This window comes from Streptomyces sp. NPDC055013 (assembly GCF_053608645.1).
Genome location: NZ_JBSGVW010000028.1, coordinates 1 through 25,061, shown reverse-complemented (window position 1 = coordinate 25,061; position 25,061 = coordinate 1). Strand labels below are relative to the sequence as shown.

Sequence of the window (25,061 nt, the reverse complement as noted above, 5' to 3'; positions counted from 1 at the left end):
TGAAGGTGTGGGGGTCTTCGGGGCGCGAGCGGAACTCAGCGCCGGGCATGCGGCGCCCGGCCATCGGCACCGGTGAGATGGCCGATCCGCTGCTGCGGCCCGGAGAAGCGCGTCACCAGCGCCGGCACCGCGGCCGCGGGGTCCAGGCGGTAGTCGTAGAAGTCCCGCGGGTCGAAGGCGGCACCCCACTCGTCGTGCCGGCCGGTCGTGTTCCTGAGGATCGACCCGCGTTGCACCAGCTCCGCGGTGGCGTCGGCCTGGTAGGGGTGCTGGACGTCGCGGTAGTAGCTGTTCTCGATGACCATCTTGGTCCGGCCCCGCGACCAGTTGCCGTACGTCCACACCGGGTCACCCGGATCGGCCTGTGCCGTCAGGTAGTTGTTGTACAGGTGCGCGTAGGCGGCGTTGTCCACGGACGGGTTGCGCTGCTTGGTGCTGGCGAACCAGTTGTGGTCGATCGTTGTCTGCGTCCTGACGTTGGACGTCCAGCCGAGTCCGAAGGTCTTGTTGTTGTTCTCGAACCGGTTGTAGGAGACGGTCACGTACTCGCTGTCCTTGCGCACGTCCAGCTGGCCGTCGCAGATGTTCGAGAAGCGGTTGTGGTCGACCCACACGTGGTGGACGGTGTCCATCTGGATGCCGTCGAAGTCGGTGTCCTTGCAGTCCCAGTTGCCCTCGATCGCCGAGTCGCGGATCGTCAGGTTGCGGATGATCACGTTGTGCGTGCCGGGTTCGAGGTGGAACTCGCCCTGCACCAGTTCGCCGCCCGTACCGACGCCGACGATGGTCTTGTCCGAGGCGACGGTGACGCTCGCGCCGAAGGGCTGCGCGGTGATGGCGCCCCGCACCCGGATGACGTACGGCTCCGTCGCCGCCGCGTACTTGGCGAGGGATGCCTGGTCGGTGACGGTGACGACCTCGCCGCCCGCGCCACCGGTCGTGCCCCCGGCGAGGGAGGCGAACCCGTGAGGTCGGTCGGTCCAGCGATCGACGGAGGACGAAGCCGCCGTCCGACTCGCGGCGTTGGCCTCCCCGATCACCCCGAGGCTCAGTGCGGCGACAAGGCCCAGCACGGCGGCCAGGACCGTGCCGTGGCCCGGTCTGTGCAAGCGCTTGCTATCCAGGTGCTGCGTCATTGCGGCTCCCAACAGGCTCAACAGGCTTACGGGTCGGGTGGGTTACAAGGAGTCGATCCTGAAGTGCGAGAAGGTTGCCGCGCCCGCGTGTCCCTGGCCTTCGGGCGCGAGGCCGAACAGGCCGAGCAGGGCGCCGACCCAGCGCCAGGGCGTGGCGGCGAACACCGGTCCCGAAGGACGGAGACCATCGCCGACGTCGTGGAAGAACCGGCAGCGCGCCCCGGCCCCGATCTCGATCCGCAGCCGCACGCGCCCCTGTGGCGCGAGCCGCGCGTGCTCGGCGTCCCGTTCCCGCTCCGCCACGGCCTCGGCGAACCGGTGCACGACATGGACCGCCCCGTCCGCGCCGCGCTGCAGCCCGATCCAGCAGAACGCGTCCCCGAGCACCGCGAGCCCCGCCCGTGCCCCCGGCTCCACGCTGTCCAGCCGCAGTTCGACCTCGACCGCACACGGCATGCCGGGCAGTCGCTGGGTGAGGATGTGCGGCAGTCTGCGCAGATCGTGGGCGTCGGCCGTACGGACGCAGGCGAGTCTCAGCCCGTCGCCGGAGTGCTGGGTGGCCCAGCCGTCCCGAGGGTTGGCGGTCCACGACCACTGTCGGCCGAAGCGTCCGCCGGGGAAGTCGTCGTCCGTGGCGGGCGCGGCGGGCGGCTGCGGTGGCAGATCGGGCCTGCGGTGTGCGGCGACGGGTGCGCCGTCCCGGCCCGGCACCGGCCAGCCGTCGGCACCCCAGCGCATCGGCTGGAGGTGGACGACCCTGCCGTGGGCGCCCCGCTGCTGGAAGTGCAGGAACCAGTCCTCACCGGACGGGGTGCGCACCCAGCCGCCCTGGTGCGGTCCGTTGACGTCGGTGTCCTTCTGTTCGAGGACGATCTTCTCCTCGTACGGCCCGAAGAACTCGCGTGAGCGGAAGGCGCCCTGCCAGCCGGTCTCCACTCCCCCGGCGGGGGCGAGGATCCAGAACCAGCCGTCGTGCTTGTAGAGCTTGGGGCCTTCGAGGGTGAACCAGCCGGGTATGCGGTCGCCGTCGACGATCAGCTTGCCGTCGTCGAGGAGTTCGGTGCCGTCGGGGTGCATCCGGTGGCCGGTGAGGCGGTTCTTGACGCCGGAGCGGGACTTGGCCCAGGCGTGCACGAGGTAGGTGTCGCCGGTCTCCTCGTCCCAGAGGGGGCAGGGGTCGATCAGGCCCTTGCCCGGCTTCACCAGGTGCGGGCGGGTCCAGGGGCCGCGGATCTCGGGGGCGTTGACCTGGAAGATGCCCTGGTCGGGGTCGCCCCAGAAGATCCAGAAGCGGTCGTCGTGGTGGCGGAGGGAGGGGGCCCAGACGCCGCAGTCGTGGCGCGGTGAGGTGAACTCCCCTGCCGGTTCCAGGCGTTCCAGGGCATGGCCGACCAGGGTCCAGTTGACCAGGTCGCGGGAGTGGAGGAGGGGCAGGCCCGGGGCGCGGCCGAAGCTGGAGGCGGTGAGGTAGAAGTCGTCGCCGACGCGGACGACGTCCGGGTCGGACCAGTCGGCGTTCAGGACGGGGTTCGTGTAGGTCCCGGTCGTCACGGGCTCACCGCCTTCCGGACCAGGGACGCCGCTTCGAGCCGGCTGACGCGTCCGTCGGCGACCACGGTCACGATCCGGCGTACGGCGGTCTCGCCGGGCGGGACCGGGAGCCGTTCCTCGGCGGCGAGGGAGGAGCCGACGCCGGGGTACTCCTGGGCGCGTACGAACCACGGGTCCCGGCGGGTCTGTTCGGTGGCCCCGGCGAAGATCAGGGTCCAGGTGGAGCCCGCGAGCGCCACCCAGGGGGCGCGGCTGCCGTGGATCTCCTGCTCGCCCTCGCGGTCGATGGTGAACACGTCGGGCGCCGAGGATTCCTTGCGGGCCCGCCAGAAGAAGCCGCCGTAAGCCGCGCCCGGGCGCCCGTTGGTGGCGGGGCTGCCGATGGACAGCGGGCCGGAGGTGACGTTGGTCAGGGAGAAGGTGAAGTCCAACGCCCAGGCGGATGCGGTGAGTTCGGTGGCCCCGACGGTACGGCGCTCGCGCAGCAGCTCGGCCCCTGCCGCCACCCAGCGCAGTTCCTCGACGAAGCCGTCCGGGTCGCGCAGCTGGAAGGCGGCGTGCCGCTGGGCGCCGTGGTTGTCCAGTTCGGTCGGGCCCCGGTCGCGGACGTAGGTGCGTCCGCCCCAGAAGTTGGCCCCCTCGACGTCGGGAACGGCGACACCGACGCCGAGGTGGTGTGCGTGGTCGCCGGGGCTCAGCTCGGTGACCACCGTGCCGGCCGGCGTGGTGACGGGGTGCAGATACGGGCGTGGGGCGAGCCGGGCCGGCAGTTCGGGCCGGGTGACGTACCGGCCGACCGGGCGGCCCGCGACGCGCAGCACCGCGGTGTCATGGGGGGTCATCAGGTGCTCACCTCTTTCGTTCTCGCCGGGAGCGCCCAGGCGGCGCCCAGCTCGGAGTAGAGGGCGAGGGTGTCGGCTGCGGCCGCGACGAGGCCGTCGATGCCGGGCACGACACGGCGCTGCTCGTCGGGGAGCAGCCGCCAGGCCTCGGCCGGCAGCGGGGCCGGGTCCGGGGCCAGTCGAATCGCTTCAACGACCTTCATGAAAGCGCCGGTCGCATCGGGTGTGACCAGCAGGCCGGTGCCGTCGGTGAGGTGCTCGACGAGGTTCTCCAGCAGGTCCGTACGGCCGTACTCGTACTCCTCGGGGCCGTGGCCTGCGCGCTGGAGCAGGACGCGGTCCTGCTTGTACCAGAAGGTGATCCGGCCCTGGTCGCCGTGGACGACGACGTACGGCTCGTCGGGGTCCTCGGCGCACAGGGTGGCACCGACGACGACCGGGCGGTCCTGTGCCGTGGTGACGCGGACGCACGAGGTGTCGTCGGACTCGATGTCGTTGGCGCGCAGCAGTTCGGTCTCGATGGCGGTGACGTCCTCGGCGTGCACCGTCCCGCCCAGCGCGAGCGCGGTGGCGACGGCGTGCGCGAGGGGGTTGGTGAGCACCCCGTCGACGACGTCGACGCCGTGCAGCCTGCGCCTGCCCGCCCAGGGCGCCCGCCGGTAGTAAGCCTCCGGACGCGCCCAGGCGCCGGCCCCGCCGATCCCGGCGATCGCGCCGATCGCGCCCTCGGCCATCAGCGTCCGGATCGCCGGCATCGCGTGCGAGCCCAGCGACTGGAAGCCGATCTGGCAGGCGACACCGGCCTCGGCGACCCCGTCGGCCATGCGCCGGAACTCGGCGTACGAAGGGGCGGGCGGCTTCTCCAGCAGGATGTGCACGCCACGCCGGGCCGCCGTCAGGGCGAGGTCGGTGTGGGTCGGGATCGGCGTGCAGATCACGGCGATCCGGGCACCGGTGGAGTCGAGGAGGGCGCCGAAGTCGGCGGACTGTTCGGGCGCGTCCGAGGGCGTGACGAGCCCCTCGGGGAGCTCCTCCTCGCTCAGCGGGGTGAGCTCGCAGATCCCCGCCAACCGCACGATCCCCTTGTCCTGGAGCCGGCGGATGTTGTCGAGGTGCCAGCGGCCGTGGCCGCGCGCGCCCGCCAGCACGATGGGTACGGCAGTGCTCATGGGATCCTCCCTGCGCCCGCGCCGCGTGCCACCGCTCGGTCGGCCGTGGCGGCGCTGTCGATCTTTGTGTGCAGGGTAGGTGTCCAGCCGACGTCGGCCGTGAGATCGCGCTCGCTGCCGGAGTTGTAGGCGTTGTGGATGGCCAGCAGATCCACCGGATAGCCGTTGAAGAGGGTGCCGGACTGGTGGAGGGCGGTGCCGTTCCAGCTCTTGACCAGGTCGGCGACCTCGATGTGGCCGGGGGTGTGGAAGGCGTTGTTCTCGGCGTGGATCGCCGACTCGGTCGACACTCCGACGGAGTAGCGGTAGTCGTGGGCGCCGGCCGGGACGACGTACCGGTTGTTGTAGAGGTGCACCTGCCCGAAGCGGACGCGGGGCGCTCGCTGGACGACGGACTCGAACTCGTTGTGGTGCAGGGTGACCCGGAGCCTGCCGCGGTCCGCGGTGGCCGTGTCGCCGTTGCCGATGAGGATCGCCTTGTCGTGGTCGGCGAACCGGCTCCAGGAGACGGTGACCAGGTCGGAGGCGTTGGTGATGTCCAGCAGGCCGTCGTGGCGGAGGTGGTTGCGGCCGAAGTAGGTGGGTTCCCGCTCGTCCGGGTGGCCCTTGTCGCTGAGGGTCACATGATCGATCCACACATGGGTGGCGCCGCGCAGCCAGATGTTGTCGTACGCCGTCTTCCAGTCGCCGAGGCCGCCGGTGTTGGGCTGCCAGACGGGGAAGCAGTCGTAGGCGTCGCGCAGTTCGAGGTTGCGGACGATGACGTTGTGCACGTACCGGAGCTGGAGGCCGGCGCCTTTGAGGACCGCGCTGTCGCCGAGTCCGACGATGGTGGTGTTGGAGCCGACGGCCAGTTCGACCCGCTCGGCCTGCTTCGCCGCCGAGGCCTGGCGGGCCTCCTCCTGCGGGCCGCTGGGCTTGGCGGAGCCCCAGGTTCGCGGGTCGTAGACGGCCAGGTATTTGCCGGTGCCGTAGCCGTCGGTGGCGTAGTCGGCGCAGTCCAGGTGGTCGCCGTCGTCGTCGGTGTTGGCGTCGATGGTGCCGGCGACCTTGATGATCTTCGGGGTGGCGCTGCCGCCGTCGAGGGCGCGGACGAGCTCACTTCGGTTGCGTACGGTGAAGACGTGGGCGTCGTCGGCGGTGGCACCCCCCGTGGTACCACCGTCGGCGGCGGCCCAGCCGTCGTTGAGGGGAAGAGTTTCACGGCTGATATCGCCCAGAGGGGCAACGCCCTCGAGGGGCGCGGGGCTGTATCGATATGCGGCTCCGCCGCGATGGGGGTCCCCCCGCTCGAGCGAAGCCGAGAGTGGGGGAGCGACCGGCCACGACGGCGAAGCAGACGCTCGACCACCGATCGCGGCACTTCCAGCGGCGTCGGCGTGAGCAGGGACGCAGAGGAGCCCCAACAGCGCTGTCACCACGATCATGTGACGGGCCCTCATCCTTTCACCGCCCCGGCGCTGAAGCCCGTGATCAGCCACTTCTGAATGAAGGCGAACACGATCACCACCGGCACCGCCGCGATGATGCCGCCGGCGGCCAACGCACCCAGGTCCACACTGTCCGCGCCCATCAGGGTGTTGAGGCCGACCGGGATGGTCTGCTTCTCCTGGTTGTTGAGGAACATCAGGGCGAACAGGAAGTGGTTCCAGGAGTGCACGAAGGCGAAGGAGCCGACGGCGATCAGACCGGGCCGCAGCAGCGGCAGGACGACGATCCTGAAGGCGGTCATCCGGTTGCAGCCGTCGACCCAGGCGGCCTCCTCCAGGGAGTACGGCACGTTCTTGATGAAGTTGCTGATCAGGATCATCGACAGCGGCAGCTGGAACACCGTCTCCGCGATGATGACGCTGCCCAGCGAGTTGATCATCTGCAGCTCGGCGAAGATCTCGAACAGCGGCACCAGGAGCAGCGCGCCCGGCACGAACTGGGAGCAGAGCAGGGCGAGCATGAACGCCCGCTTGATCTTGAAGTTAAAGCGCGCGAGGGCGTAGCCGCCGGCCAGCGCCACCAGGGTCGTCATCAGCAGGGTGACCACGCCGACGAGCACGCTGTTCTGGAAGTAGGTGCCGAAGCTCCGCTCCGTCCAGACCTTCTCGAAGTGGTCGAAGGTCATCGGCCAGGGCACGAGCGAGGTCGAGCCGGCCGGGCGCAGCGAGAACAGCAGGATCCAGTAGAAGGGGATCAGGGTGAAGACCAGGTAGATCGACAGCGGCAGGTAGATCTGCCAGCGCGGGACCTCGTCGTAGGCGCGGTGCTTCTTCCTCGGACGGGGCGGTTCGGGGGCGGCCCGCAGGGGCGCGGGAGCGACCTGGGTGGCTTCCTTGACGCTCACTTGTCCTCACCTCCGAACTTGCTCAGCCGCAGATAGACCATCGAGCAGAAGAGCAGGATCACGAACGCGACGGTGGTCAGGGCCGACGCGTAGCCGAAGTTGTGCGCGTCGACGCTGGTGTTGGCGATGTAGAGCGGCAGGGTCGTGGTCACGCCCGCCGGGCCGCCGCCCGTCAGCGTGTAGAGCAGGTCGACGTTGTTGAACTCCCACACCGCGCGCAGCAGCGTGGACAGGACGATCGCGTCCTTGAGGTGGGGCAGCGTGATGTGCCAGAACTGCTTGATCCGGCCGGCCCCGTCGACTTCGGCGGCCTCGTACAGGTCCTTGGAGACGGACTGGAGGTCGGCGAGGATGAGGATCGCGAAGAAGGGCACCCCGCGCCACAGATCGGCGACGACCGCCGCCGGGAACACGGTGGAGGTGTCCGACAGCCAGCTGGTGCCGTACGAGCCGATGCCGACGTCCGCGAGGTAACGGGTGATGCCCGTCTGGGAGTTGTAGAGCAGCACCCAGATCGCCGAGGTCAGCACCCCGGAGACGGCCCACGGCGAGAACACGAGCGCTCGGCCGAGCGCCCGGCCCGCGAACGTCTGGTTGACGATCAGCGCGAGCGCGAGCCCGAACAGCAGCTGCAGCCCGACCTCGACGAACACCCACTTGGCGCTGAAGACCAGCGTGTCCCAGAACAGCGGATCCGCGGTGAAGGCGTGGACGAAGTTGTCGAAGCCCGTGAAGCCGTTCCGCCATGGCTTGGTGGGGTTGTACTCCTGCAGGCTGTAGTAGAAGACGCTGATCACCGGGTAGGCGATGAAGCCCAGCATGAGCAGGGCCGCCGGGGCGATCAGCAGATACGGGAGCCTGCGCGGGGTGGCGGAGGCATGGCGCCGCCGGGGTGGCGCGGGCGGTTTCGCCACGGCTGCGGCTTGGGCCATGACAGTTCTCCGTTCTCGGTGAAGCCGTACTCGTGAAGCCGTACTCGGTGAAGCGCTTACCGATCATCGTTCGGCATTTCGGCCAAGCAAGGCTGTGGGTCGAGGGGGGTTCAGCCCGCGTACGGGTCCCGCACCTTGCCGGGCCGCGCGAGGAACTCGAAGTCACAGCCGGTGTCGGCCTGGGTGATCTGTTCGTTGTAGAGCGCGCCGTAGCCGCGCTCGTAGCGCGCGGGCCGCGGTGTCCACTCGGCCCGACGGCGTTCCAACTCGTCGTCGTCCACGTTGAGCTGAAGCGTGCGGGCCTCGACGTCCAGGGTGATGGTGTCCCCTGTCCGGACCAGGGCCAGCGGGCCGCCGATGTACGACTCCGGCGCCACGTGCAGCACGCACGCGCCGTAACTCGTGCCGCTCATCCGGGCGTCGGAGATCCGCACCATGTCCCGTACGCCCTGTTTCAGCAGGTGGTCGGGGATCGGCAGCATGCCGTACTCGGGCATGCCCGGACCGCCCTTGGGCCCGGCGTTGCGGAGTACCAGCACGCTGTCGGCGGTGATGTTCAGCGACGGGTCGTCGATGGTCCGCTGCATCGTCCTGTAGTCGTCGAAGACGACGGCGGAACCGGTGTGCTCGAGCAGGTGCCGCTCGGCCGAGATGTGCTTGATGACGGCGCCGTCCGGGCAGAGGTTGCCACGCAGCACGGCGACGCCGCCCTCGTCGGCGACCGGGTTCTCGCGGGTGCGGATGACGTCGTCGTCGTGGACGACGGCGCCCTGGAGCTGCTCCCGCAGGGTGCCGCTGACCGTCGGCCGGTCCAGGTGCAGCAGGTCGGTGATCCGGGAGAGGAAGGCGGGCAGGCCGCCGGCGAAGTGGAAGTCCTCCATCAGGTACGTCCGTCCGCCGGGACGGACGTTGGCGAGGACCGGCACGGTACGGGCGATGCGGTCGAAGTCGTCCAGGGTGAGGGGGACTTGGGAGCGTCCCGCCATCGCGATCAGATGGATGACCGCGTTGGTGGAGCCGCCGAGCCCGAGCACCGTGGTGACGGCGTCCTCGAAGGCCTCGCGGGTGAGGATCCCGGACGGCTTGAGCCCGGTCCACGCGAGCTCCACGGCGCGGCGCCCGGAGGCGGCGGCCATGCGCTCGTGCCCGGAATCGACGGCCGGGATCGAGGAGGCACCCGGCAGCGTCATGCCGAGGGCTTCCGCCGCCGCGGTCATCGTGGACGCGGTCCCCATGGTCATGCAGTGACCCGGCGAACGCGCCAGCCCGCCCTGGAGCTCCCGGAGTTCGCAGTCGGTCAGGTTGCCCGCGCGGTGCTCGTCCCAGTACTTCCACATGTCGGTACCGGATCCGAGGGTCTCACCGCGCCAGTGCCCCGGCAGCATGGGCCCCGCGGGCACGAAGATCGACGGTACGTCGGCCGAGGCCGCGCCCATGAGCAGCGCCGGCGTCGACTTGTCGCAGCCCCCGAGCAGTACGGCCGCGTCGATCGGGTACGACCGCAGCAGCTCCTCCGTCTCCATCGCGAGCAGGTTGCGGTAGAGCATCGGGGTCGGCTTCTGGTACGTCTCCGAGAGCGTGGCGACCGGGAACTCGAGCGGGAAGCCCCCGGCCTGCCACACCCCCCTCTTGACCGCCTCGGCCCGTTCGCGCAGATGGACGTGGCAGGGGTTGATGTCGGACCAGGTGTTGAGGACGGCGATCACCGGTCGGCCCCGGTACTCCTCCGCCTCGTATCCCAGCTGGCGCATGCGGGCGTTGTGCGACCAGGTGCGCAGCTGGCCCTCGGCGCCGTACCACTGATGGCTTCTGAGTTCCTCGGGGCGCTTCCTGCCGGTCATGTCGACCACCCGGCGGCGATGGCGGCGACCTCGGCGCGCTCGTCCTCGGGCAGTTCCCTGCTGGGCGGGCGGACGTCGCGGCGGCACAGGCCGAGGGAGGCGAGGGCCTCCTTGACGACGGTGACGTTGTCGGCGGAGCCGTTCGCGGCGCGCAGTTCCTCGAAGCGGCGGATCTGCTCCCAGACCTTCATCGCGCCCGGGTAGTCCCCGGCCCGCAGCGCTTCGATCATGTTCATGGAGACGGCGGGGGCGACGTTCACGAGCCCGGAGGTGAAGCCGGTGGCGCCCGCGGAGAAGTACGAGGGCGCGTACGGCTCGGCGAGTCCTGCGACCCACACGAAGCGCTCAAGGCCGGCGTCGCGGGCGAAGGCCGCGAACTTGGCGGCGTCCGGGACGGCGTACTTCACGCCGATGACGTTCGGGCAGGCGTCGGCGAGTTCGGCGAGGCGCGCGCCGCCGAGCTGGGCGTTGCGGATGTACGGGACGACGCCCAGCTCGGGCACGGCGGCGGCGATCGCGCGGTGGTAGTCGACCCAGCCGCTCTGGGATACGTACGGGTGGACCGGCTGGTGGACCATCACCATCCGGGCGCCGAGTTCGCGGGCGTGCCGGGCGGAGGCGACGGCGGTGGGTACGTCGTGGCCGACGCCGACCAGGACGGCGGCGCGGTCGCCGGCCTCCTCGATGGCCAACTCGGTGACGAGGCCGCGCTCTTCGGGGGTGAGGGCGTAGAACTCGCCGGTGTTGCCGTTGGGGGTGAGGGTGGTGACGCCCCCGTCGAGCAGGCGGCGCAGCAGGGCCCGGTGGGCGTCCTGGTCGACGCGGCCGTCCTCGGCGAACGGGGTCACCGGGATCGCCACCACGTCGGCCAGGGCCGTCCGCTGGGGCTCGAACGTCGTCGTCATGCCGGACCGTCCTCTCCCCGGGCCTCGACTCCCGCGTCCGGGAAGGCCCGTCGCACGAACGAGGCGATGTGGGCGTGCAGGGCACGCGCGGCGCCGTCCGCGTCCCCGTCGAGGGCCAGCCGCAGGATGTCGCGGTGCTCGCCGGCCTCCCGCTCCCAGGAGGGGGAGGCGGCCCAGGCGACCGCGGAGACGAGGGCGGCCTGATCCCGTACCTCGTCGAGCATCCGGCCGAGCAACGGGTTGCCGCACGGCAGGTAGAGGGCGCGGTGGAACTCCCGGTTGGCGAGCGAGCGTTCGGCGGTGTCGCCGGCCGCGTCGGCGCGGGTCAGCGCGTCACGGGCGGCGTCGAGGGAGGCGCCGCGCCGGACGGCCCGCTTCAGCGCCTCGGGCTCCAGCAGCAGCCGTACATCGTAGACCTCGCGCGCCATGTCCGCGTCCACCATGCGCACCGTGACGCCCTTGTACTGGTTCATCACGACCAGCCCGGTCCCGGCCAGCGTCTTGAGCGCCTCGCGCACCGGGGTCTTCGACACCCCGAACTGCGCGGCGAGCTCGGTCTCGACCAGGGCCTGACCGGGCGTCAACTGCCCGGTGAGGATGCGGCGTTTGATCTCCTCCAGCACGAACTGCGTGCGGGAGGGGATCGGCGTGGGCACAGAGGTCATGCGCGCCTCTCGGATCTTCGCGGGGCCCAGGGGCCGGGTCTCGCGTATCGGATCTCACGTATCGCGTCTCATATATGACGTACGAAGTACGACGCGATGAAGGTAGGAGGGCGCGCATGATTCGTCAACGCTTCTGACAAAGGAAGTTGCGGCCGCGGGCCTACGCCGCTCCGACAACACCTCAGGAAGGACACCGCCGATGACGTTCGCACCGCTTCCCGGCCGGCCGCAGGACCGGACATCGGCGTTCCGTCTGCAACTGGCCGAGCTGGCCCGGCTGGCCGGTGTCGGCCTCCCCGACCGGGTGCCGCGCGACCGGGAGTGGCAGGGGGAGGCACGGAAGGCGTTCCGGCGTGCCCTGCGCACCGTGGAAACGCTGCCCGAGCTGCTCTTCGACCCGCTCCTGCGCACGGCCGTCCTCGACCCCGACCCCAGCCACAACCGGCTGTTCGTCGAGCCTGCTGTGACCGTGTTCGGTCGCCGGCGGGTACAGACCGCGTTGATCGAGTATGTGCGGACGGGAACCGACCACGAGCGTGCCGGGGCGGCCCGCGCCTGGTACTGGGCACAGGCGCCGCTGAGGTTCCGCGGCGGGCAGACGCGGGTGCCGACGCCCGAGAGCAAGGCGGAGTTCGACGCCGTGGCCGACCTCCGTGCCGCGTGGCACGAGGCCACGCTGCGCGAGTTCGTGAGCAACGACGACCTGGACGTGCGCCGCTGCATACTCCCCGGGCTCCCCCTGAACCCGCGCCACTACCCCGCCGGCCTGCACGACCTGGTCGCCGAGGCGATGCACATCGCGCGCACCCACTCCGACGAATACCTGCGGCACCGGGTTGAGCACCAGCTTGGTTAGGGGAAACTCCCCAGGTCAGCGATCCCTCCCCCAGCCCGGGTCCCGTCCGCTCAGCCCGACCGCCCGGTCCAGCAGCGGTGCACCGGCGGGGACCGGTACCACGGGGCCGAAGATGCTGCCCCGACCGGGGTCGTCGACGGAGGCGAGCAGGAAGTCGTGCGACGCCTGCAACGCGGCGGGGTCGGGGGCGTACTCCTGGCCGGTCGCGCGGGCCAGGTCCCAGGCGTGGATCACCAGTTCGTCCACGGCGACCGCGGCCGCCACGGCACCGGGCAGATCGATGCCGCCGGCGCGGGTCATGCCGGTCCATGCGTCCGGGTCGCGCCACACCTCGCTCAGTTCGTCGAGGACCTTGGGAAGCTCCTCGCGCCAGCCGGGCCCGATGTCCGGTTCGGCGGCTTCCGGGCTGGTGTCGGTCGTGGCGCCCAGATCCTTGCGGCCGGCGTCACGGAAGGCGACGGACAGGCCGAGCAGGTGGCCCAGCAGATTGCGCACAGCCATCTCGGGGCAGGGCGTCGACGCCGAGAGCTGCTCGTCGGTGACGGCTTCCGCGAGGCGGGCGACGACGCGGGTCTGGGGTCCGAGGTCGAGGGTCATGTCGGTCATGGGCGGGCTCCTCACAGATCGGTTCCTGAGAGGTGGACCGGTGCCGGGCGCGAAACTCATCGGCGACCCGTCGCCCCGGGAAGGCGCCCGGCGCGCCGCCGAGAGCCCGGCCTACGCCCCGGCCCCCGACGCCCCCACCCGAGCCGCCTCCCCCGACACCCGGCCCTTGCGCCCCCCGGCGCCTCGCACCCACTCCACCAGCTCCCTCGGCGTCCTACCGCCCGCGAAGCACCACAGTGCGATCACCGGGTCACAGATCGCACACCCCAGTGAGGAGGTGTGGGCGAAGGGGATGATCGGGTTTCCCTCGATGTGGTGGACGACGTCCCACGCGGTGTGCAGCAGCCAGGCGACGCCGATGAAGGTCCAGGAATCCAGGCCGCGATAGGCGACGTAGGTGAGCACCGCCGTGAACGCGAATTCCCAGCCGCCGAGGCCGCCGCCGCTCAGATAGGCGGCGCCCGCTCCGGCGACCATGACCGCATTGAAACGCCGCCGGTGCGGTTCCCGGATGAGGGACATCAGGAGGGCGTAGAGAAGTCCGACGCCGATGGGCGCGATGTACTGCATGCGAAGTGCCTTTTCCGACTGATGACTTGGACGCGCACCACGCTATGACCAGGTCCTCGACCGCCCCAGAGGCTGAATCGACAGCTTTCGACGGATTCCCGCCGAGCCGCCTCGGTCCGCGGACGGGGCTTCCTCCCCCACGAATTGCCCGCGAATTGCCCGCGAAAAGGAACCTGCATTGTTCTGTTGCGGGATCGTCAATCGGTCCGGGTGCGGAGGCTTCGCGCCAGGGTGGGGATCACCACCGCCGCAGGGACGAGATGCAGCCCGAGGAGGGCGGCGGCGGTGGCGGTGTTCGCCCCGGAGACAAGGGGCGGGACCGATGAGATCGCGGTCAGCGACACTGCCGCCCACACGAATCGCCCGGCGGGGCGCACGCTCCAACGGAGCAGAGCGACGGCGATGACCACGCCCACGGCCGAGAAGAAGCCGGTCACCGCGGCGAACCCGGACAACGGGATCGTCTCGCCACCATCAGGGATCTCGAAGTCGACGCCGGCGGTCTTGGCGAGCGCCGCGGCGAGGGTGGTGGCCACCATCGCCGCGAGCGTGGCGATGAGGCCGGTGCCGGCGAGCCCGCGAAGTCGGCGGGTGTGACCGGCCCGGCCCGATGCCGTGCCCGCGACCACCCCGATGTCCTCCATGCCGTCCATGTCGTTCCTCCATTCGTCGGTACCCGGCATGTGACGGTCCTGGCGCCGGGGGTGAGCCCCGGGACTACTCCGTGCCGTCCGCCGGCAGGCGCTCCGGCAGACCGAGCCGCGGGAAGCGGTCGGCGTGGAACGTGACGATCTCGGTGATCGCGCCGCCGGCGACGCGCAGGACGTCGATCGTCAGCGGCAGGTACGCGCCCTGCGGCTTCTGCCAGATGTAGAAGGCGACGGCGGGCTGCCGGTTCACGGAGGTGGGGACGGTACGCAGGCCCTTCATGCCCTCGAAGCCGCTCTCGACCCAGTCCTTCACCACTGCGTCGCGGCCGACGAACAGGCCCGGCGTGGGCGGCATCGAGCAGCGGACGTCGTCCCGCAGCAGTGCGGCGATCCTGCCGACGTCCGTGGCGACGCTGGCGTCGGTATAGCGGCGCACCAGCTCGCGCGTCACGGCGTCCTGTTCGCCGCCGGTCCAGTCCTGCCGCTCGGCGGGCAGGTGCTCCCGCATGCCGGCGCGGGCCCGCTGCAGCGCGCTGTTCACGGAGTTGACGGAGTCCCCGAGGAGCTCCGCGACGTCCTTCGCCGGCCAGCCGAGCACGTCCCGCAGGATCAGCACGGCCCGCGGGCGCGGCGCGAGGTGCTGGACGGCGACCACGTACGCCAGCTCGATCGTCTCCCGCGCGACGGCGACGGCCTCCGGCTCGTCCGCGCCGCCCGCGGGCAGCTCGTCGAGCAGCCGGTCCGGGTAGGGCTGCAGCCACAGCACCTCGCCGCCGGTCGCGGGCTCCGGGCGGCACTTGGCGAGCAGGTCCAGACAGGCGTTGGTGGCGATCCGGTACAGCCAGGCCCGGAACGTCGACCGGCCCTCGAAGGTCTCCCGCCGCCAGGCGCGGAGGAACGTCTCCTGAACGGTGTCCTCGGCGTCCTCGAACGACCCGAGCATCCGGTAGCAGTGCACGTGCAGCTCCCGCCGGTGCCGCGCCACCAGCCCCGAGAACGTCGGCTCGTCGACCTCGCCCAGCCCGCTCACACCCAGTTCCTCCAGCAGCGTGTCCGCACCCATCACGTCATCCTTCCGTCTCGTCGTGTCCCGTCGTAGGTGTGACGGGCGCGGGCGCGAAAACTCATCACCGGGCCGGCCGGTCGGCTCGGCCGGGCGTGTTCATCCCGTAGAGCGCACGCCACAAGGACGTGCCGTCCAGGGCACCTGACCGATCCCCGCGCCCCCGCCTTAGCCGCACAGTGGCCCGACATGACGACCACCACCACTTGGCCACTCCCCCGGGTCCTGCGCGACCGCAACTCCGGTCTGTATCTCGCCGGAGTCGTGATCTCCGGCTTCGGCACCTCCGCGTTGTGGCTGGTATCCGGCGTATGGGTCAAGGACCTCACCGGCTCCGACGGCCTGGCCGCGCTGTGCATGCTCGCCATGTGGGCGCCCACCCTGGCCGGCCCGCTCCTGGGCACGCTCGCCGACCGCACCCGCCGCAAGCCCCTGCTGATCGGCGTGAACCTGCTCCTGGCCGCGCTGCTGCCCACCCTCTTCGCGGTCGACTCGGCGGACCGGGTCTGGCTGGTGTTCGCGGTCCTGTTCGTCTACGGCGCCGCAGGGGTCGTCCACGACGCCGCCGAGTCCGCCCTCGTCGCGAGCGCCGTGCCCGCGTCCCTGCTCGGCGACTTCAACGGGCTGCGCATGACGGCCTCCGAGGGCATGAAGCTGCTCGCCCCACTGGCCGGCGCGGGCGTCTACGCGGCGTACGGCGGGGCGAGCGTCGCCCTGCTCGACGCCGTGACATTCGTGGTCGCGACCGCTCTGTACGCGTGTCTGCGCGTGCGTGGGAGCAGGCCCGAGCCGGCGCCCGGTGGCTGGCGGACGCAGACCGCCGAGGGCGCCCGCTTCCTGTGGGCGCACCCCCGGCTGCGCCCCCTCGTCCTGGCCGGCGGCACCACCATGCTGTGCGCCGGGCTCAGCGGGTCGACGATCTACGCCGTCATCGACGGCCTCGGGCACGACCCCGCGTACGCCGGTGTGCTGTACGCCGTCCAGGGTGCCGGTTCGGTCGCGATCGGGCTGCTGTCCGGCCCCCTGCTGCGCCGACTCGGCGAACACCGTTTCGCCGCGTACGGCATCGCCCTGACGGCCACCGCGGCCGGACTGCGGGCGATCCCGTCCGACCCGGTGGCCCTGGCCTGCAGCGCGGCGGCCGGCGCGGGGCTGCCCTGTGTGCTGATCGCCGCGCTCACCGCCGTGCAGCGCGAGACGCCGGACGCGCTGCTCGGCCGTACGGCCGCCACGGCCAACTCGCTCGTCTTCACACCGAACGTCGTGGGACTGGCGGTGGGCGCGGCGCTGGTCGAACTGCTCGACGTGCGGCTGCTGTTGGCGATGCTCGGCCCGGCGTGGCTGCTGACCGCCCTGCCGCTGCTTCAGAGGGCGGCGAGCGCCTCCCGTACCGCCGCCAGGTCGCCGTCGGACGCCAACCCCGCGTGATAGAGCCGGATCTCGGTGGCCCCCAGCTCACGCGCGCGTGCCGTGTCCGACGCCAGCGTGCCCGGGCTGCCGCCCATCTGGGAGACCACACCGAAGTTGGCGGCAACGACCGCGGCGTCACGGCCCTGCTCGGCGAAAGGCGTCAGCAGGCCGGGGCCGCCCGCGCACGGCACGACGACGCCGTCGGCGACGGACAGGATGTGCTCGGGGTCGACGCCGGCGTTCGCGCCGACGTGATACGTCACCGGGTCGGCGTGCAGGAGCACCTGGAAGCCTTCGGGAGCGGCCCGGCGCACCGCCCGGACGGCCGACTCCTGGAGCGTGCGGGCGGTCTCGTCACGCCACGCGCGCGTGGCCGCCGCGGTCTGCGGGCCGAGCAGCTTCTCGACGCCGGACCAGTCCCCGTCGTCCGCCGCTCCCCGCCACAACGGCTCCAGGGCGGTGCGTACGGCTGCCGCCAGCTCGTCGGCGTCCAGGCCCTGGGCGCCGTAGCCCTCCTTGCACGTCGGGCAGAAGCAGAGCGCCATCAGGTACGACCCGGCGTCCCCGAGCGGCACCCCGCCGGTCTTGTCGTGGGCGTGCAGATGCTGCAACCCGTACCAGCCGAGGGACTCCAGCTCGGTGCCGCGCGCCCCGGGCCGTACGGCGGCCTCGGCGGCCAGGTCGACGAGGTACGCGCGCGTGGCGGGCTGGGCGATGCACGGGGCCCAGGGATAGCGGTCGCCATAGGCGTTGACGACCGAGGTGTCCGGATGCTCGGCGCCCAGGCGGGAGTTGTGCGCGAGGACCACCCAGGTGTGCACCTCCGGACCCGCGCTCGCCAGCGCTTCGGCCGCCTCGCCGAAGGCGTCGCCGGGTGCCCAGCCCCCGGCCGGATACGGGCGCAGTTCCCGGCCCTTCCACCGGTCGTCCGCCGGGTAGAGCACGGCCGCGTGTTCGGCGGTGACGATGCGGTGGCGGGGATGGCGGGGGGTGAGCGCTCGGGTGGAGTGGTACGCGGAGGCGAGCGTCACCTGTTGAACGCCGAGGGCGGCGATCCTCGCGGGTGCCTCCGGGTCGCCGTTGACGTCCCAGGGGTAGACGAATGCCGACGCCTTCACTTGGTGTCCTCCGGCTCCTTCTCCAGCAGCACGTAGCCGCGCTCGATCACCTCGGCGAGCTGCTTGACATGATCCTCGTTCGGCTCGTGCAGCGGCGGCCGGACCTCCCCCACGTCCAGCCCGCGCAGCCGTACGCCCGCCTTGACGAGGGCGACGGCGTATCCGCGGCCCTGCGCGCGCAGTTCGACGAAGGGACGGTAGAAGCCGTCCAGGAGGCGGCCCACGGTCGCGTCGTCGCCGGCCTCGAGCGCGTCGTAGAAGGCGAGGGCGATCTCCGGGGCGAAGCAGAACACGGCGGAGGAGTAGAGCGTGACGCCGATGGCGCGGTAGGCGAGCTGGGTCTGTTCGGCGGTCGGCAGGCCGTTGAAGTAGAGGAAGTCGCCGGGGACCTCGGTGCGTACCGCGCTTACGATCCGCTGCATGAGGTCCAGGTCGCCGAGCCCGTCCTTGAGCCCGATCACGCCGTCCGTGCGGGCCAGTTCGACGACGGTGTCCGGGGTGAACACGGCGTTGTCGCGCTGGTAGACGATGACGGGGAGCGCGGTCGCCGCCGCGATCTCCCTGTAGTGCCGCAGCAGCCCCTCCTGTCCGGCGAGGACGAGATACGGCGGCAGGGCGAGCAGCCCGTCCGCCCCGGCCCCTTCGGCGAGCCGCGCGTACCGAACGGCGAGGGCGGTGCCGTATCCGGCGCCCGCGACGACCGGCACACGTCCCGCCGCCGCCTCGACGGCCGCCCGCACGCACGCCTCGTACTCCTCGGGCGTGAGCGCGTGGAACTCCCCGGTACCGCAGCACGCGAACACGGCGGCCGCACCGGCCTCCACACCCCGGCGGACATGGGTGCGGTACGTGTCGAGGTCGACCGAGCCGTCGGGGCCGTAGGCGGTGACGGGGAAGAACAACGGCCCGCCGGGGACGCTGAGGCGTGTGGCAAGGGGGGCTGGCGTCACGGGCTCTCCCTAGAACGAGGACGTAACGAGGACGGCTGCACAGGAACGGGACGGTCGCATGCGGCATTCTGATCAGAGTTTACGTTTATGAACGCATGACGCACCACCCTTGACGGGCAAGGTCGATGATCCTTAACTTGTCCACGAGTGTGAATACCGTGCATGCATACGGCCCTGGACTCAAGGAGAACCGAGGATGCCAGCCCCCCGCACCGTTCTGCTCACCGGCGCCGCCGGCGGACTCGGCACCCTGATGCGGGACCTGCTCCCGGCGTACGGCTACGAGCTGCGGCTCCTGGATCTGAAGCCCATCGAGGGCGAGCCGGGCGCGATCGTCGCCGACCTCGCGGACCGGGAGGCATTGCGCGAGGCCGTGCGGGGCGTCGACGCGATCATCCACCTCGCGGGCATCTCCCTGGAAGCCCCGTTCGAGAAGATTCTCCGGGCGAACATCGAGGGCACGTACCACCTGTACGAGGCCGCCCGCGAGGAGGGCGTCGGACGCATCGTCTTCGCCTCCTCCAATCACGCGGTGGGCTTCACTCCTCGCCCCGAGGGCACCGCGCCGCACCAGCCGAGCGCACTGATCCCCATCGACACCCCGCGCCGCCCGGACACCTTCTACGGCCTGTCCAAGTCCTTCGGCGAGGATCTGGCGCAGTTCTACTGGGACAAGCACGGCCTGGAGACGGTGTCGGTGCGCATCGGCTCGTGCTTCCCCGAGCCGACCAGCGTCCGGATGCTCTCGGTGTGGATGAGCCCCGCCGACGGCGCCCGCCTCTTCCACGCGGCCCTGACCGCCGAGGACGTCGAGCACACGGTCGTCCACGGCTCCTCGGCGAACACCCGCCTGTGGTGGGACCTGACCAGCGCCCGCTCCCTCGGCTACGAGCCGCAGGACGACTCCGAGCCGTACGCCGAGAAGCTCATCGCCGAGCAGGGCGAGCTCGACCCGGAGAACATCGCGCACGCCTACCTGGGCGGCCACTTCGTCAGCGACCCGCCGATCTGGCCGTACTGATATCCGGCCGTACCGCGACCGGCGCCCGCGTCGGGATCCGGCCGTACTGACCGAAACATTTCGCCGCAAGAGGGCGGGCGGGCACCGAACGGGCCCGCCCGCCGCCGTATTCGGGCACCAGGTGCGCCCGATCTCACGCGCCCCACCACAACCGTGCAGGTCCGAGACGGGCACACCACACGGTGAACGGGCACACACGGGCAGCATCGAACCCGCAACAGAGCTGGTCAGTGCCGAACAGCCGCTGTAGAACTTCCCCCATGGGCCTCACCGGGCCCGAACGGGCAGCAAGGCGGAAGGCAAGGGTCGGTATGAGCACGAGGACGGCGGAAGAACGCCAGCGCGAGATCGTGCTGGCCGCACGGCGCGACGGCTCGGTCGACGTCACCGCGCTCGCCGCCGAGCTGGGCGTGGCCAAGGAGACGGTACGGCGCGACCTGCGCGTCCTGGAGGATCACGGCCTCCTCCGGCGTACCCATGGCGGCGCCTACCCCGTGGAGAGCGCCGGCTTCGAGACGACGCTCGCCTTCCGCGCCACCAGCCACGTCCCCGAGAAGCGCAGGATCGCGGCCGCCGCGGCCGAGCTGCTCGGGGACGCCGAGACCGTCTTCGTCGACGAGGGCTTCACCCCGCAGCTCATCGCCGAGGCGCTGCCCACCGACCGGCCGCTGACCGTGGTCACCGCGTCGCTGCCGGTCGCGGGCGCGCTCGCCGAGACGGAGCACGTCTCCGTGCTGCTGCTGGGCGGGCGGGTGCGGTCCGGCACCCTCGCCACCGTCGACCACTGGACGACGAAGATGCTGGCCGGCTTCGTCATCGACCTGGCGTTCATCGGCGCCAACGGCATCTCCCGCGAACACGGCCTGACCACCCCCGACCCGGCCGTCAGCGAGGTCAAGGCACAGGCGATCCGGGCCTCGCGCCGCACGGTGTTCGCGGGCGTGCACACCAAGTTCGGGGCGGTCAGCTTCTGCCGGTTCGCCGACATCGGCGCACTGGAGACGATCGTCACGAGCACCCTGCTCCCCGCCGCCGAGGCCCACCGCTACTCCCTGCGGGGACCCCAGGTCATCCGCGTCTGAAAACCCCACCTCACGCTGAAATTCCAACTCACCTCCCCACAGGGCATTTTCACGTCTCGCCGCACCCCTTATCTCCCCATACATCCCCCCTATACGTCCAGGAGCGATCCATGCGAACCCAGAGCCGACGGCGGCCACCGCGAGCCACGCTCGCCATGGCCGCCGCAGGGACGCTGCTCGCCCCGCTGCTCTCCGGCTGCTGGGTCGGAGCCGGCGGGGCGGGGTCGGGCGGAAACTCGATCAACGTCCTCATGGTCAACAACCCCCAGATGACCGAGTTGCAGAAGCTGGCCCCGGCCTTCACCAAGGAGACCGGTATCAAGGTCAACTTCACCGTCCTGCCCGAGAACGACGTCCGCGACAAGATCAGCCAGGACTTCGCCAACCAGGCCGGCCAGTACGACGTCGCCACCCTCTCCAACTACGAGATACCGATCTACGCCCGCAACGGCTGGCTGAAGGAGATGAACTCCTACGTCGCCAAGGACCCGGCCTACGACGAGAAGGACGTCCTCAAGCCGATGCGCCAGTCCCTCACCGGCGACGACGGCAAGCTCTACGGCCAGCCCTTCTACGGCGAGTCGTCCTTCCTGATGTACCGCAAGGACGTGCTCGAGAAGGAGGGCCTGACCATGCCCGCGCATCCCACCTGGCAGCAGGTGGCGGACATCGCGGCGAAGGTGGACGGCGCCGAGCCGGGCATGAAGGGCATCTGTCTGCGCGGTCTGCCGGGCTGGGGCGAGGTGATGGCCCCGCTCACCACCGTCGTGAACACCTTCGGCGGCACCTGGTTCGACAAGAACTGGAAGGCACAACTGGACTCTCCCGAGTGGGAGAAGGCGACGAAGTTCTATGTCGACCTGGTCCGCGAACACGGTGAGTCGGGAGCGGCCCAGTCCGGCTTCGCCGAGTGCCTGAACAACATGACCCAGGGCAAGGTCGCCATGTGGTACGACGCCACCTCCGCGGCCGGTTCCCTGGAGGCGGCGAAGTCCCCGGTCAAGGGCAAGCTCGGCTACGCACCCGCGCCGGTGGACAAGACGGAGTCCTCCGGCTGGCTCTACACCTGGGCCTGGGGCATCCAGCAGTCGTCCCGCAACCCCGACAACGCCTGGAAGTTCGTGTCCTGGGCGTCCAGCAAGCAGTACGAGCAACTGGTGGGCGACGAGATCGGCTGGTCCAACGTCCCGGCCGGCAAGCGCGCCTCCACCTACGCCAACCCGGCCTACCGCGAGGAGGCGGCCGCCTTCCAGGAGATGACGAAGGAGGCCATCGAGGGCGCCCGCCCGAACGACCCCGGCGTGCAGCCGCGCCCCGCGCCCGGCATCCAGTTCGTCGGCATCCCCGAGTTCACCGACCTCGGCACCAAGGTCTCCCAGGAGATCAGCGCGGCCATCGCCGGGCGCCAGTCCGTCGAGTCGGCCCTGAAGAAGTCCCAGCAGCTCGCCGAGAAGATATCCGAGGAGTACGAGGGGCGATGACAACGACGACAACGGCCCCCGTGGCCACGACACCCGTGCGCACCACCCGCCAGCCGTCCGCCCGCCTGCGCGCCTGGGCGACCCGGGCACCCTTGCTGCCCGCCCTGATCTTCATGGTCGTGGTGACCCAGCTGCCGTTCGTAGCCACGCTGGTGATCTCCTTCTTCGACTGGAACTCCCTCTACCCGGACGCCCGCCACTTCACCGGTATCGACAACTACCGGGAGGTCCTCACCGACGCGGACCTGCGCCACTCGGTGTGGACGACCGTGCTGCTGACGGTCGCGGTGGTGCTGGCGAGCCTGGTGCTGGGGCTGATCCTGGCCCTGCTCCTGGACCGGAAGTTCAAGGGCCGCGGAGTGGTCCGCACCCTGCTGATCGCCCCTTTCCTGGTGGTGCCCGTGGCCGCCGCCCTGCTCTGGAAGCATGTGCTCTACAACCCCGAATACGGCTTGTTCAATGGGCTGTTGCACTATGTGGGCGGCCCACAGCCGGACTGGATCTCCAACACCCCGCTCCTCGCGGTCGAGGCCTCCCTCGTCTGGCAGTGGACGCCGTTCATGATGCTGATCCTGCTGGCCGGCCTGCAGAGCCGCGACCACGAACAGATCGAGGCGGCGCGGGTCGACGGCGCCAGTGACTGGCAGATCTTCCGCCACCTGACCCTCCCCCACCTGCGCCGCTACCTCGAACTCGGCGCCCTGCTGGGCTCGATCTACATCGTCCAGAACTTCGACGCGGTCTTCACGATCACCTCGGGCGGCCTGGGCACCGCCAACCTCCCCTACACCGTCTACCAGAGCTTCTACCAGGCCCATGAGAACGGCCTCGCCTCGGCCGCGGGCGTCCTGGTGGTCATCGGCTCGATCATCATCGCGACCTTCGCGCTGCGCGTGGTGTCGTCCCTGTTCCGCGAGGAGGTGTCGCGCGCATGAGTGCAGTGGCCGTACGACTTCGCAGCCGCCGCAAGGGAGTGGGCCTCGGCCTGGTGGCCTGGCTGCTCGGGATCCTGTTCTTCCTGCCGATCGCGTGGATGGCGCTGACGTCCTTCCACTCCGAGACGGACGCGGCGACCAACCCGCCGTCCTTCGCCGCGTCGCTGACGCTGGACGGCTACCGGGAGTTCTTCGGCGCGGGCGGCGGCGCGAGCCCCTGGCCGGCGCTGATCAACTCGACGGTGGCGTCGGTGGCATCGACGCTGTTCGTCCTGATCCTCGCCTTCCCGGCGGCGTACGCGCTGTCGATCCGCCCGGTGAAGAAGTGGACGGACGTCCTGTTCTTCTTCCTCTCCACGAAGATGCTGCCGACCGTGGCAGGCCTCCTGCCCCTGTACCTGTTCGCGAAGAACACGGACATGCTCGACAACATCTGGCTGCTGGTCATCCTCTACACCTCCATGAACCTGCCGATCGCGGTGTGGATGATGCAGTCCTTCCTCGCCGAGATCCCGGTCGCCGTGATCGAGGCGGCAAGGGTGGACGGCGCGAAGCTGCCGACGATCCTCACGCGCGTGGTGGCCCCCATCGCCCTCCCGGGCATCGCCGCGACCGCCCTGATCTGCTTCATCTTCAGCTGGAACGAGCTGCTGTTCGCCCGAGTACTGACCGGTGTGGTCGCCGAGACCGCCCCCGTCTTCCTGACCGGCTTCATCACCAGCCAGGGCCTGTTCCTGGCGAAGGTCTGCGCCGCGTCGCTCGTCATCTCCCTGCCGGTGCTCGCCGCGGGGTTCGCCGCCCAGGACAAGCTGGTCCAGGGCCTGTCGTTGGGAGCCGTGAAATGAAGGCCGCCGTCATCGAGTCCGTCGGGAAGGCAGTGGTCACGGAGGTTCCCGACCCGACACCCGGCCCGCGCGAGGTCGTCGTCGAGGTGGCGGCCTGCGGCCTGTGCGGCACGGACCTGCACATCCTGCAGGGCGAGTTCGCACCCAAGCTGCCCATCGTCCCCGGACACGAGTTCGCGGGCGAGGTGGTCGGGGTGGGCACCCGGGTCACGGAGCTGTCGGTGGGCGACCGGGTCGCGGTCGACCCGTCGTTGTACTGCTACGAGTGCCGCTACTGCCGTACGGGCCACAACAACCTCTGCGAACGCTGGGCGGCGATCGGCGTGACGACGGCGGGCGGCGCGGCGCGCTATGCCGTGGCCCCGGTCGCGAACTGCGTCCGGCTCCCCGACCACGTCCGCACCCAGGACGCGGCCCTCGTGGAACCCCTCTCCTGCGCCGTCCGCGGCTACGACGTCCTGCAGTCCCGCCTCGGCGCCCACGTCCTGATCTACGGCTCGGGCACGATGGGCCTGATGATGCTGGAGCTGGCCAAGCGGACGGGGGCGGCCAGCGTGGACATGGTGGACATCAACCCGGCCCGCCTGGAAACGGCCCGCCGCCTCGGCGTCTCGGCCTCCGCGGCCAACCCTGACGAGCTGGACCGCCCCCAGGGCTGGGACCTCGTCGTCGACGCCACCGGCAACGCGGCGGCGATCCAGGACGGCCTGGACCGGGTCGCCAAGGCGGGTACGTTCCTGCAGTTCGGGGTCGCGGACTACGCGACGCGCGTCACGATCGACCCGTACCGCATCTACAACCAGGAGATCACCATCACGGGGTCGATGGCCGTCCTGCACAGCTTCGAGCGCGCGGCGGAACTCTTCGCGAACGGCGCCCTCGACCCCGAGATCTTCATCAGCGACCGGATCCCGCTGGAGCGGTACCCGGAGGCGCTGGAGCAGTTCGCGTCCGGGGTGGGCCGGAAGATCGTGGTGGTCCCGTAGGGTTTTCCGCCCCGGCGGGGTACGAGCCCTCTCAATGCCGGTCCGGGCAATCCAGCCCGTCCGGCGTTTGAGGACGAGGCCGTTCAGGCCGAAGCGGGGGTCTGGGGGCGGC

General features: G+C 70.7%; 23 protein-coding genes and 1 pseudogene. 8 read left to right on the top strand and 16 right to left on the bottom strand.

What is annotated here, in order from left to right:
- Nucleotides 1-65 precede the first annotated feature (65 nt).
- From ACWGDB_RS29075 to ACWGDB_RS29030, 10 genes and pseudogenes are all read right to left on the bottom strand, one after another.
- A pseudogene (locus ACWGDB_RS29075) lies at nt 66-1,136 on the bottom strand (pectate lyase family protein); the annotation flags it as partial.
- A 42-nt stretch (nt 1,137-1,178) separates the two neighbouring features.
- Nucleotides 1,179-2,687 carry a family 43 glycosylhydrolase gene (locus ACWGDB_RS29070; protein WP_453825145.1) on the bottom strand — a complete coding sequence of 503 codons (1,509 nt, stop codon included), beginning with the start codon at nt 2,685-2,687 and terminating at the stop codon, nt 1,179-1,181.
- Nucleotides 2,684-3,529 (bottom strand): DUF6807 domain-containing protein, encoded by an 846-nt coding sequence (locus ACWGDB_RS29065; protein ID WP_453825144.1) that lies wholly within the window; start codon nt 3,527-3,529, stop codon nt 2,684-2,686. Before ACWGDB_RS29065 ends, ACWGDB_RS29070 begins: the two co-directional genes overlap by 4 nt.
- Nucleotides 3,529-4,698 carry a Gfo/Idh/MocA family protein gene (locus tag ACWGDB_RS29060; RefSeq protein ID WP_453825143.1) on the bottom strand — a complete coding sequence of 390 codons (1,170 nt, stop codon included), beginning with the start codon at nt 4,696-4,698 and terminating at the stop codon, nt 3,529-3,531. The genes ACWGDB_RS29065 and ACWGDB_RS29060 overlap by 1 nt, the downstream gene beginning before the upstream one ends.
- Nucleotides 4,695-6,125 carry a pectate lyase family protein gene (locus ACWGDB_RS29055; RefSeq protein WP_453825142.1) on the bottom strand — a complete coding sequence of 477 codons (1,431 nt, stop codon included), beginning with the start codon at nt 6,123-6,125 and terminating at the stop codon, nt 4,695-4,697. The genes ACWGDB_RS29060 and ACWGDB_RS29055 overlap by 4 nt, the downstream gene beginning before the upstream one ends.
- An 11-nt stretch (nt 6,126-6,136) precedes the next feature.
- Nucleotides 6,137-7,033 (bottom strand): carbohydrate ABC transporter permease, encoded by an 897-nt coding sequence (locus tag ACWGDB_RS29050; protein ID WP_453825141.1) that lies wholly within the window; start codon nt 7,031-7,033, stop codon nt 6,137-6,139.
- Nucleotides 7,030-7,965: a carbohydrate ABC transporter permease gene (locus tag ACWGDB_RS29045; RefSeq protein ID WP_453825140.1), complete on the bottom strand. Its 936-nt coding sequence runs from the start codon at nt 7,963-7,965 to the stop codon at nt 7,030-7,032. The genes ACWGDB_RS29050 and ACWGDB_RS29045 overlap by 4 nt, the downstream gene beginning before the upstream one ends.
- A gap of 110 nt (nt 7,966-8,075) precedes the next feature.
- Entirely contained in the window at nt 8,076-9,806 is a 1,731-nt protein-coding gene (araD, locus tag ACWGDB_RS29040) for an L-arabinonate dehydratase (RefSeq protein ID WP_453825139.1), read from the bottom strand.
- Nucleotides 9,803-10,711, bottom strand: coding sequence for a dihydrodipicolinate synthase family protein (locus ACWGDB_RS29035; protein WP_453825138.1), 909 nt, complete (start codon nt 10,709-10,711; stop codon nt 9,803-9,805). The genes araD and ACWGDB_RS29035 overlap by 4 nt, the downstream gene beginning before the upstream one ends.
- Nucleotides 10,708-11,376 (bottom strand): GntR family transcriptional regulator, encoded by a 669-nt coding sequence (locus tag ACWGDB_RS29030; protein ID WP_453825137.1) that lies wholly within the window; start codon nt 11,374-11,376, stop codon nt 10,708-10,710. Before ACWGDB_RS29030 ends, ACWGDB_RS29035 begins: the two co-directional genes overlap by 4 nt.
- A gap of 199 nt (nt 11,377-11,575) precedes the next feature.
- Here ACWGDB_RS29030 and ACWGDB_RS29025 point away from each other — a divergent pair, with 199 nt between their 5' ends.
- Complete coding sequence (locus tag ACWGDB_RS29025; protein ID WP_453825136.1) at nt 11,576-12,232, top strand: hypothetical protein; 657 nt, start codon at nt 11,576-11,578, stop codon at nt 12,230-12,232.
- Nucleotides 12,233-12,247: 15 nt separating this feature from the next.
- Here ACWGDB_RS29025 and ACWGDB_RS29020 read toward each other — a convergent pair whose 3' ends face one another.
- From ACWGDB_RS29020 to ACWGDB_RS29005, 4 genes are all read right to left on the bottom strand, one after another.
- The gene (locus tag ACWGDB_RS29020) at nt 12,248-12,838 is read right to left on the bottom strand and encodes a TIGR03086 family metal-binding protein (RefSeq protein WP_453825135.1); all 591 of its coding nucleotides are present in this window, start codon (nt 12,836-12,838) and stop codon (nt 12,248-12,250) included.
- A gap of 111 nt (nt 12,839-12,949) precedes the next feature.
- Entirely contained in the window at nt 12,950-13,408 is a 459-nt protein-coding gene (locus tag ACWGDB_RS29015) for a DUF6010 family protein (RefSeq protein WP_453825134.1), read from the bottom strand.
- Nucleotides 13,409-13,605: 197 nt separating this feature from the next.
- The gene (locus ACWGDB_RS29010) at nt 13,606-14,091 is read right to left on the bottom strand and encodes a DUF6069 family protein (RefSeq protein ID WP_453825133.1); all 486 of its coding nucleotides are present in this window, start codon (nt 14,089-14,091) and stop codon (nt 13,606-13,608) included.
- Between the two features lie 34 nt (nt 14,092-14,125).
- Nucleotides 14,126-15,121, bottom strand: coding sequence for an RNA polymerase subunit sigma-70 (locus tag ACWGDB_RS29005; protein ID WP_453825132.1), 996 nt, complete (start codon nt 15,119-15,121; stop codon nt 14,126-14,128).
- A gap of 189 nt (nt 15,122-15,310) precedes the next feature.
- Here ACWGDB_RS29005 and ACWGDB_RS29000 point away from each other — a divergent pair, with 189 nt between their 5' ends.
- On the top strand, nt 15,311-16,549 hold the full coding sequence (locus ACWGDB_RS29000; protein ID WP_453825131.1) for an MFS transporter: 1,239 nt from the start codon (nt 15,311-15,313) through the stop codon (nt 16,547-16,549).
- On the opposite strand, the gene ACWGDB_RS28995 is transcribed toward ACWGDB_RS29000, so the two are convergent.
- Together ACWGDB_RS28995 and ACWGDB_RS28990 are read right to left on the bottom strand one after the other, a co-directional pair.
- Complete coding sequence (locus ACWGDB_RS28995) at nt 16,486-17,649, bottom strand: hypothetical protein (RefSeq protein WP_453825130.1); 1,164 nt, start codon at nt 17,647-17,649, stop codon at nt 16,486-16,488. The genes ACWGDB_RS29000 and ACWGDB_RS28995 overlap by 64 nt on opposite strands.
- On the bottom strand, nt 17,646-18,599 hold the full coding sequence (locus ACWGDB_RS28990) for a 5-dehydro-4-deoxyglucarate dehydratase (RefSeq protein WP_453825129.1): 954 nt from the start codon (nt 18,597-18,599) through the stop codon (nt 17,646-17,648). The genes ACWGDB_RS28995 and ACWGDB_RS28990 overlap by 4 nt, the downstream gene beginning before the upstream one ends.
- A gap of 196 nt (nt 18,600-18,795) precedes the next feature.
- Here ACWGDB_RS28990 and ACWGDB_RS28985 point away from each other — a divergent pair, with 196 nt between their 5' ends.
- The 6 genes from ACWGDB_RS28985 to ACWGDB_RS28960 all read left to right on the top strand — a co-directional run bounded on the left by ACWGDB_RS28985 (nt 18,796) and on the right by ACWGDB_RS28960 (nt 24,949).
- Nucleotides 18,796-19,620 (top strand): NAD-dependent epimerase/dehydratase family protein, encoded by an 825-nt coding sequence (locus ACWGDB_RS28985; protein WP_453825128.1) that lies wholly within the window; start codon nt 18,796-18,798, stop codon nt 19,618-19,620.
- Nucleotides 19,621-19,931: 311 nt separating this feature from the next.
- Nucleotides 19,932-20,702 (top strand): DeoR/GlpR family DNA-binding transcription regulator, encoded by a 771-nt coding sequence (locus ACWGDB_RS28980; RefSeq protein ID WP_328882455.1) that lies wholly within the window; start codon nt 19,932-19,934, stop codon nt 20,700-20,702.
- Nucleotides 20,703-20,812: 110 nt separating this feature from the next.
- The gene (locus ACWGDB_RS28975) at nt 20,813-22,183 is read left to right on the top strand and encodes an ABC transporter substrate-binding protein (protein WP_453825127.1); all 1,371 of its coding nucleotides are present in this window, start codon (nt 20,813-20,815) and stop codon (nt 22,181-22,183) included.
- Nucleotides 22,180-23,118: a carbohydrate ABC transporter permease gene (locus ACWGDB_RS28970; RefSeq protein ID WP_383597218.1), complete on the top strand. Its 939-nt coding sequence runs from the start codon at nt 22,180-22,182 to the stop codon at nt 23,116-23,118. Before ACWGDB_RS28975 ends, ACWGDB_RS28970 begins: the two co-directional genes overlap by 4 nt.
- Nucleotides 23,115-23,963, top strand: coding sequence for a carbohydrate ABC transporter permease (locus tag ACWGDB_RS28965; RefSeq protein WP_453825126.1), 849 nt, complete (start codon nt 23,115-23,117; stop codon nt 23,961-23,963). Before ACWGDB_RS28970 ends, ACWGDB_RS28965 begins: the two co-directional genes overlap by 4 nt.
- Complete coding sequence (locus ACWGDB_RS28960) at nt 23,960-24,949, top strand: zinc-dependent alcohol dehydrogenase family protein (protein ID WP_453825125.1); 990 nt, start codon at nt 23,960-23,962, stop codon at nt 24,947-24,949. The genes ACWGDB_RS28965 and ACWGDB_RS28960 overlap by 4 nt, the downstream gene beginning before the upstream one ends.
- Nucleotides 24,950-25,061: the final 112 nt, after the last annotated feature.